This window comes from Coleofasciculus sp. G1-WW12-02 (genome assembly GCF_040219735.1).
Classification (GTDB): Bacteria; Cyanobacteriota; Cyanobacteriia; order Cyanobacteriales; family Coleofasciculaceae; genus Coleofasciculus.
Genome location: NZ_JAVJRX010000090.1, coordinates 1 through 18,800, shown reverse-complemented (window position 1 = coordinate 18,800; position 18,800 = coordinate 1). Strand labels below are relative to the sequence as shown.

General features: G+C 45.4%; 9 protein-coding genes. All 9 read right to left on the bottom strand.

Annotation, left to right across the window (positions count from 1 at the left end; all coding sequences use genetic code 11):
- Positions 1-74: 74 nt before the first annotated feature.
- Complete coding sequence (locus RID09_RS14780) at positions 75-2,495, bottom strand: sucrose synthase (RefSeq protein ID WP_446336689.1); 2,421 nt, start codon at positions 2,493-2,495, stop codon at positions 75-77.
- A 190-nt stretch (positions 2,496-2,685) separates the two neighbouring features.
- A complete protein-coding gene (locus RID09_RS14775; RefSeq protein WP_446336688.1) occupies positions 2,686-4,209 on the bottom strand; it encodes a carboxypeptidase M32 in 1,524 nt (507 codons plus the stop codon).
- 560 nt (positions 4,210-4,769) lie between these two features.
- Complete coding sequence (locus RID09_RS14770; protein WP_446336687.1) at positions 4,770-5,396, bottom strand: GNAT family N-acetyltransferase; 627 nt, start codon at positions 5,394-5,396, stop codon at positions 4,770-4,772.
- A 526-nt stretch (positions 5,397-5,922) separates the two neighbouring features.
- Complete coding sequence (carB, locus tag RID09_RS14765) at positions 5,923-9,177, bottom strand: carbamoyl-phosphate synthase large subunit (protein WP_446336686.1); 3,255 nt, start codon at positions 9,175-9,177, stop codon at positions 5,923-5,925.
- Between the two features lie 119 nt (positions 9,178-9,296).
- On the bottom strand, positions 9,297-11,282 hold the full coding sequence (locus RID09_RS14760) for a pentapeptide repeat-containing protein (RefSeq protein WP_446336685.1): 1,986 nt from the start codon (positions 11,280-11,282) through the stop codon (positions 9,297-9,299).
- 118 nt (positions 11,283-11,400) lie between these two features.
- A complete protein-coding gene (locus tag RID09_RS14755; RefSeq protein ID WP_446336690.1) occupies positions 11,401-12,738 on the bottom strand; it encodes a hypothetical protein in 1,338 nt (445 codons plus the stop codon).
- Positions 12,739-13,342: 604 nt separating this feature from the next.
- The gene (locus RID09_RS14750; RefSeq protein WP_446336684.1) at positions 13,343-14,509 is read right to left on the bottom strand and encodes a glycosyltransferase family 4 protein; all 1,167 of its coding nucleotides are present in this window, start codon (positions 14,507-14,509) and stop codon (positions 13,343-13,345) included.
- A 14-nt stretch (positions 14,510-14,523) separates the two neighbouring features.
- Positions 14,524-15,786, bottom strand: a complete 1,263-nt coding sequence (locus tag RID09_RS14745; protein WP_446336683.1) for an O-antigen ligase family protein — start codon at positions 15,784-15,786, stop codon at positions 14,524-14,526.
- Positions 15,787-15,922: 136 nt separating this feature from the next.
- On the bottom strand, positions 15,923-18,559 hold the full coding sequence (gene alaS / locus RID09_RS14740; protein WP_446336682.1) for an alanine--tRNA ligase: 2,637 nt from the start codon (positions 18,557-18,559) through the stop codon (positions 15,923-15,925).
- Between the last annotated feature and the right edge of the window lie 241 nt (positions 18,560-18,800).

Below are 18,800 nucleotides of genomic sequence, written 5' to 3'. Positions count from 1 at the left end.
CCTAGTCCGCGCAGGCGGACTTTGTTTGTGTAGCAGCGATTTCAATCGCCGTGGAAAAAGGGGGTGATAAAGGCTCAACGCTTCAGATGTTCTTCTAACAATTGTTGGGCGCGAGGCTTGTAAATGAGATAAAACAACGCCTCAATATACCGCAGCAAGTCCTCCCGCTTTTCTTTAGAGGTATAATTCCAAAAGCCATAAATCCGCGCCAAGGATAGGAGTCTGCTAGTGTGAATCTTCCAGGTATAGGTACTATACACCCGTTCCATTCCCCGATTTGAGATTTCTAACCAATCATCTGGATTTTGTTCACATTTGGAGAGAAAATCCAAAATCTTATCAGCCGTTTCTTCCAGGTTCGTGGGATTAATTAAGAAACCATTCACCTTATCCTGAATAATTTCCAACGGTCCGCCAAACTGCGTCCCAAAGGTTGGCAACCCCGAAATCATTGCTTCTAAAATTGTCAAACCGAAGGCTTCAAACAGCGCAGGCTGGACAAAAATACCTCGGTGATCCGCAATCACCCGATAGATTTCCCCAGAATCCCGCTTGGGTAAGCGCACGCCTAACCAACGAATCTTACCGTGTAAATTATATTCGTCGATGAGTCGATAGAGTTTAACGATTTCATCCTTTTCTTCGTTATCCGTTGATTCTTCCGTGCGTAATTTCCCGGCGACTAAAATCAGGTTACACTGCTCTTGTAATGCTTTACTCTTGCCAAAACATTCAGTTAAACCCGTCAGATTTTTAATCCGGTCAAGACGCGCAATGGAAAACAGGGGGCGCTTTTTCGGGTCATCCAGTGTACCATAGACTTGAGACGGATCGTCTAAGGTAAAGATTAAGTCCTCTAAGCGTTCACAATCGCGAGGAACCCGATCCTCGGTACGGGTGTAAGGGAAGTAAACCTGTTCATTCACTCCCGGCGGTACAACATTAAATTTGGGTGAAAATAACTCAATCCCATTCACAACATGATACAAATCCGGCATCGTGAAATTCTGGTAAGATTCATACTGACCCACACTATCCGGCTTCCCCACAATCTCCTGATAGGTACTGCTGATAATGAAGTTTGCCGCATTCATGGCAATCAAATCAGCGGTAAATTGGATAGAAAAATGATATTGGTTTTCTAATTCCTGCCAGTAGAGGTTACTGAATAGGTATTTAGATTTTTCTAAGGCGTGGGCAACAATACACTGAGTCACATCCATGCGGCGGGATAGGAGAAATGCCACCAAGTTACCATCGGAATAGTTACCGACAATGAAATCAGGAACCCCTTGAAATTCTGCCCGGAGTTCTTTTTCTGCATCAATGGCGTAGGTTTCCAGATAGGGCCAAATCTCAAACCGAGAAATCCAGTTATGGGTATAGTTAGGGTTAAATTCTCGGAAGGGAACGCGCAATATCCAAGCATTATCCGTGCCATGAACTTTTTCTAAGCGTTCGTTACAGCGCGTGCCATCATTGTTGGGAATTAAACGGGAAAGGATGATCACTTTTGGCTTGACATTCAACAACTCTAAGCCGGCGAGTTTAATATCTTCTTGTAGCTGCTTTTCTAAACTCCGCGCTTGATCCAGAACATAAACGACTTGACCCCCTGTATCGGGACGTCCTAAGACTCCTTCTTGTCCAAACCAACCGTGGATGGAGACTAAAACAATCCGAAAAATCATCGGGATGCGGGACAGAAATTTCTCAAGTCCCTGGTGATCGGGAGAATCAATCAGTTCATCGAGTATTTCTAGGGTTTCTCGGACTCGACTGGCGGTATTCCCCCAACCCGCTTCAAACCCCATGTCTTGTAGATTGAAGCGAAAGGTTTCGTAGGGTTCATTATCGGCGCGATCGCTAACAAAGCCGAGGGCTAGTTTCACCTGATCAGAAAGCTGCTGCTGGCTTTTAATCCGTCCGTTAATCAGCAGCTGAGTCCCTTGCACTTCATGGAGACTTAAGAAGTTGAATAACGATTCCTGCCATTGGCGGGGATCTTGAAACAGTTTACTCGAAAGGAAGCGATTTAGGAACTGGACACCCTTGCCAATGTTTTTGGAGTCCCGAATGATTGGACTATAATCGTAAAATGGTTTAAAATCAAGTTCGAGGACATCCCCTTCATTGGGACGATAATGGTTGACGAAGCGATCGCGCACATCGAGCAGTTGTTGAACTGTGATCGGCTCAACTGTTAAGTCTTCCAGAACTTGAAACGCTTCTTGTTCGGCAATCTTGGGTCGGATGATCAGGTAGAGACTTTCCTGATCGAGAATAATTTCCTGAGTGTAATAAATCAGTCGTCCTAGATTAGACGAATGATAATAATAGTCCGGTTTCTGCTGGTCGGCGCAGTATTTACTAAAATCAGACAGAATATCGTTTCGCAGCAGATACCTCGGTCCTGACTGTTTTAATTGACTAGCAAATTGGCGCAAATCATTTCGTTCTTCACAATTGAGTACGTTCTGGATTAGATTGAGCATTACAACGTTCCAAGGGTTTTCTTCAAAATAAAGACTCCCAAAAAACGCCCTACTCCAAAGCGGTAACAGGAAAGTAACCACTTTTTTTCGGGCGTGGGGTAGGAGGGGTAATTGAGCAGGTCAGTTAATCAAAACCTTGCTGCACGAGTGTTTTATGGGGTTGAGCAACACAGGAAAATTCAGGCAATCCTTACAAGTCGTAAAGTTGCCCGTACTTTTTCCGGATATAACGGATGAATGGAGCGATGTGCAAATCTGCACCGGTGACGCCCTTGATTAATTCAGCCGCTGTGTACTTGCAACCGTGTTGGTATATGTTTTCTCTTAACCAATTATGCAATGTACTGAATTGTCCTTGCTCAATCTTAGCTAAGATTTCGGGATGAGCCGCGTTCGCGGCTTCAAAAAATTGGGCACTCATCAAATTGCCGAGGGTGTAGCATTGGAACATGCCACCAATTTGACTGGTATACCAGTGAACATCTTGCAGGACTCCATCAGTATCCGTTTCGGGGACAATCCCTAAATCTGAACGATAGCGTTCTTTCCACGCTTCTGGTAGGTCACGGACGGTTAAACTCCCTTCGAGCAATTGTAGTTCTAAGTCAAAGCGGATCAGGACATGGAGGTTGTAGGTAACCTCATCTGCATCCGTGCGAATTAGCGATCGCACGACTTTGTTGATAGCTCGATAGAATGTCTCTAAGGGAACATCCTTGAGCTGATGGGGAAATGCGGCTTGTAGTTGGGGATAGAAGAATTGCCAAAAGCCGCGACTGCGCCCGACTATATTTTCCCACAGCCGCGATTGACTTTCATGAATACCTGCCGAGGTGCCACCCGCTAAGGGAGTTCCTTCTAAGGTTGGGCTAATGCCTTGTTCATACAAAGCATGACCCATTTCATGAATACTACTAAACAGCGCCTGTCCGAGGTCATTGTCGTAGACGCGAGTGGTAATCCGGACATCGTCTGTGGAGAAGTTGATCATAAAGGGGTGATGGGTTTGATCTTGTCGTCCCCGTTGAAAGTCATACCCCAACTGCTCAATGATTTTCAGGGTAAATGCCAACTGCTCTTGAGCCGGATAATCCTGATGCAAACAACTATCATCCGTCTCCTTTTGGGCGGTAATCGCTTCCACAATCGGCACCAATTCGTCTCGCAACTGGGTAAACAGCGATCGCAAAAAGCCCGTTTGCATACCATAATCCGCAAAATCAATTAACGGATCGGCAATATGATCGTATCCTGGGAAAAAGTTCGCCAATTCCCGACTCAACTCTAGGGTTTTTTCCAAATAAGGTTCAACCGCAGCAAAATTATTCTCGGGGCGTGCGGCTACCCATGCACCGTAGGTTTCTGTGCGATGGCGAGAGAATTTTGCCATAAACGTGGCTGGAACCCGCGCCGCCCGCTCATATTTGCGGCGGGTGACACGCAATAAACTGGCTTCGTCAGAGTCGTAGGGCAAACTGGCTTCTAGGGAGCTTAAGTCCTCTAGAAGCTGACCCATGGCTTCTTCAATAAATTTACTATGGGAAATTTGTTGCAATGTCGCTAGCTGTCGTCCGCGAGCGGCTGCACCTTTTGGCGGCATATAAGTTGCCTGATCCCAGTACAACAGAGACGCGGCGGCTTCGAGATCATTGATTTCACTCAGGCGGGTTTTCAGCTCTAGAAGTTGGGTTTCTGTCTTTTCGATAGTCTGCATGGTCGGTGGGTGATGCTGTAGTATGGGCTTGGATACATTGGTAGAAATGTTTCCCAGATTAGTAAATGTACACCTGACAATCGAAAAGGAGAATCTGTGTTAGGAAGTGCTGTAGGCTGAACTCTAGGCTCTCACGCTGACTCTGGTGCTTAACGACGGTCACTCAACGGCAATGGATACATCAGTTGGCTGACAGCTAAGGAAATGGCTAACCCTGATCGGTTGGAGCATGACAAAACTTATCTCTCTACCTTAATCCATTAAGCTTGAGACTTTGGCAGATCGACAGACCAATATTGTGCCATTTCTCTGCGACTTGTGCATTGGTCGCATCAGCTGTCGTTATCTCAAGTGAAGACAATATATCTGATTTAATCTAATTTAAGTTCAATGGCACTAACTTAAGGTTGGTGGGCATTGCCCACCCTACTAGGCTGGCAAGCTTAAAGTTGTGGGTAAAATTTTTCTGGATCGCTACTCTCATAAGGGTTCCTTGAAAATACTTGACTACGGTCGGCTCCCCCGGCTCCCCCGGCTCCCCCGGCTCCCCCATCACCCCGTTAGGGTTGACGATAAAACTCTGGCATGGGTTCTTTCTCAATCCGATAGATTTTAAAGCCCCGTTTAATGCAATTATCTAGGGCGTAGGGGCTATCCAGATTGCTGGTATGAATCCAGAGGCGTTGCGTCCCTTTGTTCCAAGCATAAGCAATACCGTGGCTGAGTAAATGCTTGCCTAACCCTCGCCCTAGATAGTTTTCGCGCAACCCAAAATATACAATTTCTGTCGAGTAGAACCGCCCTGAAGGTCCCTCGCGACGCTTGACCAATTCAATGTATCCGGCGGGCGCACCATTGACATAGAGGATATGAATACTGGTTTCAGAGGCAGTGAGAATCTCTTGCAGTTCTTCATCCGAGTAGGATAAGCGATCGCGCCAACGCCAGGGCTTACCCACAGTACTGTACAGGAAACGATAGAAGGCAACATCAGGCGTATCCATACACATCATTTTGATCCCCTCGGGGTAGTTGAGATACGCCGGACGGAATTGAGTCGGATCGGTCATCTGGAGATAGGTGATCACCAGAGTATCCGGAACAGGTGTGATGGGAAGAGATTTCAAAGACACCGGAATTTGAGTGCTGTTGGGACATGTTGCCGCCTGAGAAACCGATACAGCCATCGCGATTCACAATCTGCTTAACTATTAAAAACGTTGGGCGATTTGACCGATGGGGCAGCAGTTTATGACTTACACTGTATTCTACGGTGGAATGATTAAGGATGGCTCCTGCTGCTTGTTGTCGAGGTCACATTTCCACGGCTGCTAACACCAAGTTGATATCACTATCGTGAAACGGGAGTATGGGGTACAGAGGCTGTCCGTTCAGACAACGCTATTTTACCCATTCTTGACTCTCTTACAACCCCACTTACCCCAATTTTACGTCTATTTTTCTCCCAGTGTAATCTTTAGTCAGGTCAATTTGTACTTCTTTGATAATTTATCAGTCGATGATTTTTTTTTAAGTATAGACAAATACATTCTACCTTAACCTAATCCCTGTTTTCGCCTAAAGTCCATTGGATTTGCTGGAATTGAGGCAATTGCAGTCAAACCCGGATTGAACTTTAGGCGGTTATTTTGTGATCGGCAACCCCTGATCGTGGCTCATCGATCACCAGACACTGTTGATACCGATCACTGCTTAGTGAATATCGTGAATGTAGTCTTGCAACGCTTTCACATCCAAAGGCTGAGACTTCAATGAACGAATTGCCCCGGCTGTTGCCTTTGCACCAGCAATCGTGGTAACAATTGGGATTTTGTAAGCCAGTGCGGTGCGCCGAATTAAACGACCATCGGCTTGGGCATCTTCTCCGGTTGGGGTATTAATAATCAACTGAATCTGCTTATTCTTAATCGCATCCAAGACATGGGGACGCCCTTGGTGCAGTTTCAGGATTAAATCAACCGACAACCCCTGATCCTTGAGGGCTTGGCGGGTCCCTTCCGTGGCAATAACATTAAAGCCCAAGTCCATCAAGTCTTGAACCACTGGGACAACATTGGTTTTATCCCGGTCATTGGTGGAGACAAAGACAGTACCCGAAAGAGGTAAAAGCTGACCGGCGGCTAATTCTGCCTTGGCAAATGCCTTACCAAAGTCTGTATCAATGCCCATCACTTCACCCGTGGACCGCATTTCAGGTCCGAGGATGACATCGGTACCGGGGAATTTATCAAAGGGCAAGACGGCTTCTTTGACCGCAATGTGCTGGAGTATCGGTTCCTGGGTTAAACCTAGGGCTTCTAGGGTTTCTCCTGCCATGATCCGGGAAGCAAAAGCCGCGAGAGGGACACCCGTTGCTTTGGAGACATAGGGAACGGTACGCGACGCCCTCGGGTTGGCTTCCAGGATATAAACGGTTTCCCCTTGAACGGCAAACTGGATATTCATCAACCCGATAACTTTCAGCGTTGTGGCTAATTGATGGGTACTCGTGCGAATGGTTTCCATTGCCGTGGGACTCAGGGAAATAAAGGGAATGGAACAAGCCGAGTCACCGGAGTGAATGCCAGCTTGTTCGATATGCTCCATAATGCCACCAATCACCACTCGACCGGTATGATCTGCGATCGCGTCTACATCGACTTCAATGGCGTTTTCCAAGAACTTGTCAATCAGAATCGGGTGTTCCGGTTCAACCTGTACCGCAAAGGTCATATAACGTTCCAACTCTAGGTCAGAATAGACAATTTCCATTGCCCGTCCACCGAGGACGTAGGAGGGACGCACAACCACCGGGTAGCCGATGCGCTTGGCGATGTTTAACGCCTCCTCATAACTGCGGGCGATGCCATTGGGAGGCTGTTTGATATCCAGTTGGCGCAGGATTTTCTCAAAGCGTTCCCGATCTTCGGCAATATCAATGGAGTCGGGAGAGGTTCCCCAGATTTTTGTGGGGAGTACAGCTTGGATTTCTGGACGGTTTAAAAATTCTTGCAGAGGAACGGCTAGTTTGAGTGGGGTTTGACCGCCAAACTGGATGATAATTCCTTCTGGCTTTTCGGTTTCAATGATGTTGAGGACATCTTCTTTCGTCAGGGGTTCAAAGTAAAGCCGATCGCTGGTGTCGTAGTCGGTGGAAACGGTTTCTGGGTTGGAGTTGACCATAATCGTCTCAAACCCTTCTTTGGCGAGGGAGTAAGCGGCATGACAGCAACAGTAGTCAAACTCAATTCCCTGTCCAATCCGGTTGGGTCCACCGCCCAGAATCATCACCTTGCGCTTATCGGAGGGGATGACTTCGGTTTCTTCTTCGTAGGTGGAATAGTAATAGGGGGTTAGTGCTTCAAATTCGGCGGCGCAGGTATCTACGACTTTGTAAACGGCGACAACCCCAAGTTGCTTCCGGTATGCCCGCACCTCATCTTCCGTTGTTTTGGTCGCGAAGGCAATTTGGCGATCGCTATAGCCTTGACGTTTTATATCCCAAAGATTCTCTTTTGTCAAGCTTTTTAAGGGAGTGCGCTTGAGGAATTTTTCGGTTTCGAGTAAATCAGCAAACTTATCGAGGAACCAAGGGTCAATTGCGGTGAGTTCATAAATTTCTTCGACGGTCATGCCTAACTGTAAGGCGTGACGCAGGGTAAAGATGCGGTCCGGGTTGGGTGTACGTAAGCTAGAACGCACTTGTTCGAGGGAGGGAAGTTTTTCGACGCGATCGCATCCCCACCCGTAGCGTCCGATTTCCAAGGAACGTAGGGCTTTTTGGCAGGATTCTTGGAACGTGCGCCCAATTGCCATGGCTTCCCCCACGGACTTCATCTGGGTGGTGAGTACGGGTTTGGCGTTGGGGAATTTTTCAAAGGTAAAGCGGGGAATTTTGGTGACTACATAGTCGATAGTGGGTTCAAAGGAGGCGGGGGTTTTCTGGGTGATATCGTTGGGAATTTCATCCAAGGTGTACCCCACGGCTAACTTTGCCGCAAATTTGGCAATGGGGAACCCTGTGGCTTTCGAGGCGAGGGCAGAACTGCGGGAGACACGGGGGTTCATTTCGATGACTATCACGTCCCCGGTAACTGGATTGATGGCAAATTGAATATTTGAGCCGCCGGTTTCGACGCCAATCTCGCGGATAATTTGAATGGAGTAATCCCGGAGTCGCTGATATTCTTTATCGGTGAGAGTTTGGGCGGGGGCTACGGTAATCGAGTCGCCGGTGTGGACGCCCATGGGGTCAAGGTTTTCGATTGAGCAGATAATGACTACGTTATCGGCGAGATCCCGCATCACTTCTAACTCATATTCTTTCCATCCCAGCAGCGACTGTTCCACTAAGATTTGAGAGACGGGGGAGGCGTCTAACCCCGCTTGTGCCATTTCTTCGTATTCTTCCTGGTTATAGGCGATACCACCGCCTGTCCCGCCTAATGTATAGGCTGGACGAATAATTAGGGGGTAGCTGCCAATGTGTTGGGCAAGGGCTTTGGCTTGATCTAGGGTACTGGCGATTCCGGAGGGACAGACTCCGATACCAATGCGTCCCATGGCTTCTTTGAAAAGCTGGCGGTCTTCTGCCATTTCGATGGCATCGAGTTTAGCACCAATGAGCTCGACGCCGTATTTGTCGAGAACACCGGTTTTCGCCAGGGTAACGGCAATATTCAAGGCAGTTTGACCGCCCATTGTCGGCAATAGGGCGTCTGGTCGTTCTTTGGCAATCACCTTCTCCACAATTTCCGGAGTCAGGGGTTCAATGTAGGTGCGGTCTGCGGTTTCTGGGTCGGTCATGATCGTGGCTGGGTTGGAGTTAACCAGTACCACTTCGTAGCCTTCTTGCTGGAGGGCTTTACACGCCTGAGTGCCAGAGTAATCAAACTCACAGGCTTGTCCAATAACAATGGGACCAGAACCCAAGATCAGAATTTTGTGAAGATCGTCGCGGCGAGGCATAGGTGTCGGTGATTGCGTGACTATTCGTGAATCCTGTTTATTTTATATGGTCTGAGGGAAATTCGTCGCGGCGGTTATGTTGGGATTTGATGACTTGGGGGATTTGGGTAACAGTGTTACTATTTCAGATAAATTAGTAAATTTAGCCCAGGAATCGTCCGAGAAAGCGTCCACAATAGCAGGGCAATATAAGCAAGACCCAAACCCCACTGATACCAAGCCAAGGTCATAATAATACCGGGAACATGTTCCTCTCTCAGGCGAATATCATTAAAACCAAACTTAAGTAAATTATTAAAACTAAAATCATAATAATTTAGCCAATTCCAGCGACGATCCCAAAGAATCGGCATATAGCGATCGCGGAAAAAGCCAAACCGAGGCATAATCGGGAGGCGTCCAATCAGCAGGCGTAATTGCCGCATCCCCCCATCTTCGACAAAATAAGTAACATCGATTAGGGCATGATAGCGCCCTTGACGATACAGTCGCCACACTAGCAGTAAGGGTATCGGTAAAAGAATTCCCGCCAAACACAATAGCGTCAGCCACGGTTGTTCACTGGTTTGAAAAATTGCGATCGCACCCCCCACAGTAGCCGCCGCCCCACTCCCCACCATGTACAGTGTTTCTAGGGAGGTGGGTAGAATCGGTTTAGGATAACGTCGCCGCCAACGATCTAGAAACCAAAACAGCAATCCGAAATAGGCAATCGCGATCATTCCCATGCCGAAAACTAAGCCAAAACTTGTACCATCGGCACTTAATAGCAGCAGTAAACTCAATCCCGCCCAGTGTAAAGCATCAATTAGCCAATGGCGCGATCGCACAGGGGTATCCTGGCGATTCATTAACTGGAAAAGGCTACCCACCAGACGTCCCCACAATTGTTCCCGTCGCAACCGTTCCCGCAGATAATCTAAAGAATTGCCATCGGGAATTTGTTCTTGTTCGCGAAAGTTCCGGACTAAATTCCGCAGTACATCCTCATTGCCTTCGAGTCGAGGAACTGATAGAATTTTTCCGACATGACCGGCATCACCAAATAGTTTGGCTTCGTCGGAGTCAAAGGTCATCCCGGCGACATTAACATAAGCATTGGGGGAAAAGCGCGTATTACTCAAATCCATTTGATCCAGTAGACTCGCATCCCGCATTAAAATCGGTTGCTGAAACTGGCTTCCCCGCAGGCTAATAGACTTTTCCCACGTCGCCTCGGTGAGTAACAACGACTGAGTAAATCGACTCTTACTCAACAACGTGCGATCGCGCCAAATCACTTGGTGGAAATCCGCATCTTTTAGCCATTGGGTTCCGGTAAAATTGGCAAGCTGGACAAACTCCGCCTGACTAAAATTCCCCTTCCCATGAAATGTAGATAAACTAAAATTCGCCATCCCTTTAAACTCCACCTGAGTAAATCCAGCCTGATCAAAGAAGGTATCACTGCTGAAGTTAACCTCTCGACCAAATGTAGTATTACTGAAATCAACGGACTGGCTAAAACTACTCCCTGAAAAATCCACTTCCTGGATAAACACAGCATCAGATACTTCTAAGTGTTGCAGAAAGAAAGTATTGGCGAAATTAATCGTACCACTGAGACGGGTTTGATTTAGTTTGAGAGTACCCCGAAAGACAGTAATTGAGGGGACTTGGTCTCTGGATTCGCTGATAAAGCGAGCATCTTTTGCCAATTGTGCTTGTTCTTGTTTAGTTAATAAGGAGGGTAACGTAGCTTGGGAGAGGGCGGTTTTTAAGCCTAATTTACTAGCCGTAAACTCTCCTTGGATCAGGGATTCACTTAAATCTAAAGCTAGAGGGGTTTTAGAACGAGTTAGCTGGCTTTGGAGTTGTTGATAGAACTGATCTTGAAAGTCTGTATTCTCATTGGTTAAGTCAATAACGAACTGGCGCAGATCAATCGTGGAAACGCCTTCGCTTTGAATCGGCGATTTTAGACTCTCTTGCAGGAGTTCCAGGGTTAAGGGTTGGCGTTCTGGGGTGGCGGCTAAGGCGGGTAGGGGAATCAGGAGTAGGAGAAATGTGAGCAGTAATCCGAGGAGTCGCTGGGGGAAATGGGGTAGGAACTGAATTCGGTTCAAGGCGATCGCATCATTAGAGGTTCGTTCAATTATTTTACCGGGTTAACCATCTCCAGATTTTATAGCAGAAGATAGAAGGTTTATTATTGGTATAATGATGAATGACGAATGACTTTTTTTAGGGTTGAATCTGCTTAAGTTTATTTTGGGCTGAGAGCAAAAGTTCTTGAGCTTTCGGGTAGGAAGTTGTCCCCGATTGTACCTTATTGAGTTGATTAATAATACCCTGAAGCTGACTAAGGGTCAGATTCCGATCAATCGCCGCATCGGTAGGTGTGTTGGCGAGCAAACGTTGAATTTGACGTTGAGCTTCATCGAGGGCTTGTATTGATTCTGCCTCGGCTGAGGAGCGAGTTTGGATAATACCTAAGTTAGTTTGATAAGTGGCAAGTAATTTTTGGGCTTGTAGATAACCTTGATCATCTAGAGGTACTTTTTCCAATCGCGCGATCGCTTGTTGCCAAAGTTTCTGGATTTGTTGCCATTCAGCTACGGTGTGGGGCGGATTTTGAGCCGCTTTAGCCGCCGCAAAAGCAAATTCTTGAGCCGCACCAATCAGGTAACCGGTACGCTGGTTATCCGCCGCAAAGCCAACCACTTGCTGAAAGTCCCTTTGATAAGCGAGGAACTTGGTTTTCGCGGTTTGTCCGGCGAGGGTAGCTGAGGGAATTTGCTCTAATTGATCAATTGCTGAACGCCATTGTGCGATCGCGTTTTGTTTATCAGTTGGCGTTGCGGCTTGCTGGTACTGCTGTTTGGCTTGATTGAGTACAGTTTCGGCTTTCTCTAGTTCAATCTGAGCATTTTTCTCCTGGAATACCTTGGCTTCCATACGAGCGACGTTAGTACGAGCGCTTTCAAATTCATCGAAGGTGAATTTCCAGCTACAGTTAAATAAGCTACAGTAGAATCTAGGTTCGTAACCTAAGAACCAAACGGGTAATTTGTCAAGATGAGTTTGGGCTAGCTTAACTTTTTCTTCCCCTAAGCCGAAATCTGCGGCACTGGTAGCATTATTGATCAGTTGATCGGCTTGTTCAACGTTGCGAATGGTTTGGCGATAGTTATGATCCATCTGGATATAACTGGGTAATAGTAAGAGTGGTGCCGTCCGCGCCACTGGACGCCGGATCATTGGGTAAGGCAGGTTTACTACCCAAACTAAACCCGCCATACTCCCCAGGATTGCCCCTGTCCAAGCCATTTTACTAAGTAGTCCCGGCGGCTGATTAGCTTTGGCAGCTTTCTTGAGTTCTTTTTCACTGAATTGGGGTAACACATCCACAACCGTTTCTCGTAGTTCGGCTAATGAAGCGGGGGAACCGGGTTGCGATCGCAGTTTTTTTAACCGCTTGAGGACGATTTGTCGTTCCACCTGATTGACTGGGGAGTCTCCGGTGCAGTGGTGCACTTCTGCACAGAGAATTTTATAGGCGCGGTGATTGAGGCGATTCATGATGAAGATGCTCAAGATTATCTTCTAGTTTGGCAGACCCTTATCCCATTTGTCTAGCTACGGCGGCGGTTTCTTCTGTTGCCAATATCAGGGGTGCGATCGCAAGTTGTTTGTCTGTTGGCGTTGAGGCTTGCTGATAGTGCTGTTTGGCTTTCAAAAGTTCTTCAAATCAAGTAAATGGATTGAGAAGCGCAACGTTGCACTCTCTCAAAAAGTTCTCAAACCAATTTTGTATTCTCTTCTTTGTTGCTACCTTCTGCCGTCTGTCTTGTGTGAGTATTCAACCGGATTTGACCGGATTTGATCGGACGCGATCGCTTGACAAGGTTTCGGTTTTGGGGGATAATTTTTTATAATGGGAAAATGTGTCCGCCTATAAACTCATGTTTCTCCTATAAGGCAAGCGGTTAGGTTGAGAAAACCCCAGGAAAACTTCACGTTAATACTTATATCTTGCACCACTGGCGTTAAACCATCTTGGGTTGAAACCCCAGGAACTAAACCCTTGCAGTTATCTAGCATAGGACTGCATCTCTAGTTCTAGTCCATTTTAATGGACTTAAGCTATAAGCCAAGAACTTGAGTTCTTGGCGGGTGTCGGGGCTTATTTTAAATTAGAAGACAATAATGCTGCCAGGGTTGTTTTAAACTGATTCAATTCAAACAATTCAATTGTTCTTTTTCGTAACCCTTCTGGATTATACACCATTTTATTCCCATAATGTCCTTGGAGAATTTCAATGAGTTTGGTAGCAATATCCTCTACATCATTGGGATCAACTAAGCATCCTAATTCCCCACTAACCAGAGGTTGAACAGAACCATCTTGATTCCCGGCTAACACAGGTTTACCACAAGCTAATGCTTCTAAAAAGACAATGCCAAAGCCTTCCCCCTGACTGGGCATCGCAAACACATCACAAAGGTTATAGTGATCGCATAATTCCTCATCTGTCAAAAATCCCGGCAAAGTCACGCAATCATCGAGGTTCAAGCTGGTAATTAAGGTTTGAATCCTCGGTCTATCATCACCTTTACCCGCGAGAATATAGTGAACATTGGGAATATGCTGACGAATTTTGACTAAAGCATGGAGAATTTGATCGTAGCCTTTATGCTTAGCCATACGACCCAGGCGAGCTACTGTTAATATTATCGGTTGATTGGGGGTTATATTATACCGTTGTAGTAAGTAAGTTGGTTTAGACTTTATCTGGAATTGTTTGGCATCAAAAGTATTAAATAATATATGAATTTTATCGGTGTCAATATTTTGCTCTTTGATTAATCTTTCTCGTGTATATTCACTAACAGCAATGACTTTTTCGGCTCCCTGTAATACGAGTTTGTGGGATTTTATTTGTGTAGACCAAACCTCAGTACCATGAGCAATGAACCAGTAAGGGACTCCATTTATTCGTTGAAGTATATAGCAAGCGATCGCATAGTTGATATGGGTAGATATTACTAAACTTGGACGCTGCCAAATGCCTTGTACAATTATTGTAATTGCCAAAAGTATAGTTTGTAGCAATCGGGGAAAATGTCCGAAATAGTGAAATTTAGTCTGGGGTAGAAATTGGAGATTTTGCAGATTTTTTGAATCGTTTTTATCATATTTTATAAAAATGTCATAATTGGCATCTGGATATAACTCTTGTAATGATTTGAGCAAGAAAGCTGAATAAACCTGCACTCCTCCCTTAAATTCAAAGATATTAGGGAATATGAGATAGAAATGATTGTTTTTTAATCGGTGTTGTTGAGTCATGGTAAAATCCAAATTTACTTGAGCGTTGGTTTAACTTTTGTTCCGGATATAACTGCTAGGGATAAAAAATACAGCTCAATCGTTGTAAAAGTATAGTCCTCAATGAAAAAGTCAAGCATTTGCGATGCTAAAAATAGAAGTATGATCACAGTGACAAAATTACTCGGCTTGAGATCCGATGCTATTTTCAACAAGAAACCAATAAATATTAGTAATCCAGGTATTCCCAGTTCTGCACCTATATTTAAAAATATATTATGGGCGTGAAAACCTTTGACCCCAAAAACTTGTTTTCCTATATGTTCTGCAAAAACGCCTAGTCCTATGCCTGTTATTGGTTGTTTAGTCATTTCACTAATAGCCGCTTTCCATAAAGCTAATCTCGACAAAGCTGTTGATTTGGGATTTGATATTTTTGTTTCAAGGGAACTCGGATTGGGAAAGTTTTGATTCAATAGCTCAAATCCAGGAAATATATTACTATTGATTAGTCCTAGTTTATAATTGGCAGGGGGATACAATAAGATACAAATAACTAACAAGAAAGACAACGAAATAAACTTAATGTTATTGATTATTTTTGTTCCCCTAAGTAGAACTAACCCTAAAATAAACACTAACCAGGCATTTCGGCTTGTAGAAATTGCTAGGGAAATAACCAACAGTACTTCGCTGATATAGAAGTAAATTGTAGAAATAACTTTTTTCTGGTATAGAATCAGAGTCAAACTCGCGCCTATCGCCATTAAAACGCCAAACTGATTTGGGTTTTGCATGATTGAACCAATCTGAGGATGGAAGCTGGGATACTTTAAAAGTCTAAACATCCACATTTTGGGGAAGACTATTTCTACCCAACCTAAAATAGCTATGACTTGTATTATAACTAATAGAGTTAGGCAGTAATATTTGATGTTTTTCGGTTTGGGAAAGTTTAGGCTTAAAAAAGCAATAAAGATGAAAAAATAATTGGTGTATTTTATCGTATAAGTTAGGGCAGTGGCTGGAAAATTGCTAAAAAATGCACAGACCAATATCCAGATATATAATAATCCAGTAGCTACCAATATTTTTGAGTGAGCAATACAAAATTGTTTTAGGCTTTTTAGGTTCAAAAGAATTAATAGAGTGGAAAATAAAGGAATCAAGAGATAATGGATACTCAGGCTAAAAGAACTAAAATAAGTGAATTTTACCCGACTCAGGAGAGATGAAAGTAGCAAACCTATAAAACATATCTTTATGACGATATTTTCTTTTTCTGGTTTAGTAATCATTTTTAGCGTTTAATAGGATGCATTAGGCATGATTAGACTTATTATAATTCCTTTCATCTCGATCTTGCCGTAATGCACCACTATACCTTGCCTAATTTATAGGGCAAAAAAGGTGGGCATTGCCCACCATACATGATTACTGCAACTGTTCAATTAACTGACGTTTTGCCGTATCCAAGGCTTCCGGTAGCTTACTAGCGTCTCGTCCCCCAGCTTGGGCTAAATTGGGGCGTCCCCCACCGCCACCGCCACAAAGTTTGGCAATTTCACCAATAAATTTACCCGCTTGTAGTTTCTTGTCTTTCTGGACTTTGGTGCTAAACGCCGCGACTAAACTAACTTTTCCTTCTGTAGGAGATGAACCTAAAATAACCGCACTTTCGCCCAATTTTTGCTGAAGTCGTTCCGCTGCGGTTTTCAGGGCGTCGGGTTCAATGTCTCCTAGATTTGCCACTAAAACTTTGAACTCGCCCACCGATTCAGCTTGACTCAATAACTGATCAGATTTGGCTAAAGCCAATTCTTGTTTCACGGCGTCTAATTCTTTCTGAGAGGCTTTGAGTTCGTTCTGGATATTGGTAATTCGTTCTGGGATTTCTTCGGGTTTGACTTTAAAGCGATCGCATAATTCTTTGACCACTTTATCCCGCAGGTTCAAATAATCCAATACCGCAGGACCGGCTACCGCTTCGATGCGCCGAATACCGGAAGCAACCCCCGTTTCGGAGACGATTTTAAATACACCAATTTCCGCCGTGTTATTCACATGAGTCCCGCCACAGAGTTCCATAGAAACACCAGGGAAATCAATAACCCGTACCTCCGAAGCGTATTTTTCGCCAAACATCGCGATCGCACCTTTTGCCTTGGCGTCTGTAAGGGACATTATGGTGACATCTGCGCCATGAGCTTCAGCAATCCAAGTATTAATTTGCTCCTCAATTTGTGCCAATTCCTCTGCAGTCAGGGAACGGGAACAATGGAAGTCAAACCGCAGCCGATCAAAAGCAACTAAGGAACCGGCTTGGGAAATAGATAGATCAACAATCTTTTTCAGCGCCGCTTGTAATAAATGAGTCGCCGTATGATTCGCTTGGAGGCGACGACGACAGGCGCGGTCAATTTGAGCGGTAACGGTATCCCCCAGATTTATCGTTCCCCGTTCCACGCGACCAAAATGGACAAAGAAGTCGGATTCTTTCTTTACATCTTCAATCCGTACCACTAAATTATCGCCCGATAAATAGCCGCGATCGCCAATTTGCCCCCCGGATTCGGCATAGAAGGGGGTTTGGTCTAAAATAATCTGAACATCAGTACCAGATTCTGCTGATTCTACCGCTTTACCTTCGACTAACAAGGCTTCAACTTGGGCGATAGAATGCGGTTCACTATACCCCAAGAACGTCGTGCCCTGGATATGTTCAGCTAACTTATCCAAGCTTCCCTGTACCGTCAAATCAATGGTTTCATGGGCATCTCTCGCCCGTTGGCGCTGCTTCTCCATTTCAATTTCAAAGCCTGCCAAATCTACAGTAATTCCTTGTTCTTCGGCAATTTCTTGGGTTAATTCTAAGGGGAATCCATGAGTATCATAGAGGGTAAAGGCATCCATCCCGGAAATTTGCTGGGGGTTTGTCGCCAGAATATCTGCCAATAATTTCTCGCCGTTTTCTATGCGTTTGAGGAATTGAGATTCTTCTCGTTGCAATTGAGCTTTAATCGAATCGTTCCGTTGTCGCACATTCGGATAGGCGTCTTCTGCCAGTGCGATCGCACTTTCTGCAACTTGGGTGGTAAACTCTCCTTGGGCAATGCCAATTAACCGCCCATGGCGCACCACTCGCCGGATTAAACGACGCAGGATATAACCGCGCCCATTATTCGAGGCGGTAACGCCATCAGCAATGAGATGAACCACGGCGCGAATGTGATCACCAATGACTTTTAGGGATACTTTAGTCTTCTCATCACTTTTGGCGTAATCAAGTCCAGCAATCTCAGCGGCGGTTTTGATGATCGGGAAAATCAGGTCAGTTTCGTAGTTATTGGGAACCTGCTGGAGGATTTGCGCCATCCGTTCTAATCCCAAGCCGGTGTCAATATTTTTATTTTTCAGGGGGGTAAGATTCCCCTCAATATCCCGGTTGTATTCCATGAACACCAGGTTATAGAACTCAATAAACCGGGTGTCATCTTCTAAATCGATAGCCTTGTCCCCTTTTTCCGGGTGGAAGTCGTAATAAATTTCTGAACAAGGACCACAAGGACCCGTAGGACCCGATGCCCAGAAGTTATCTTCTTCGCCCATACGCTGGATACGATGAGCTGGGATACCAATTTTATCCCGCCAGATGGCAAAGGCTTCGTCATCCTCTCTAAACACACTCACTATCAGGCGTTCTGGGGGTAATTCAAAGACTTTCGTGGATAATTCCCATGCCCACGCGATCGCTTGTTCTTTAAAATAGTCGCCAAAGCTAAAATTGCCCAGCATTTCAAAGAAGGTATGGTGTCGCGCCGTGCGTCCCACATTCTCTATATCATTGGTGCGGAGACATTTTTGCGAGGTGGTGGCGCGGGAAAATTCCGACTGGCGTTGTCCCAGGAATATCGGTTTAAAGGGTAGCATCCCCGCGATGGTGAGTAACACTGTGGGATCTTCGGGGACTAAGGAAGCCGACGGCAAAACCTGGTGTTGCCGTTTTTCGTAGAATTCCAGGAACGTTTGTCGGATTTGGTTACCGCTGAGGGATTTGGGAGATTTGGGCATGGTGTTTAACGATGAGACTAGGATCGGATTTTGGATTTTAGACGCTTAGACTTATCCATCCTAGAGATAACGAGGTTTATCAGTTCAATTGTGATCCATTTTTACCGGAAAAGCGATGGGTGAAGGCTCCCACGCTCTTTAGCTGGGAGATGAAACCGAGCGAACCGTCTAGGTAGCGAATTTATTCGCCAGTCAAATAATTCGGATAACGTTCTACTATTGTGGTAATGTAAATACAAGT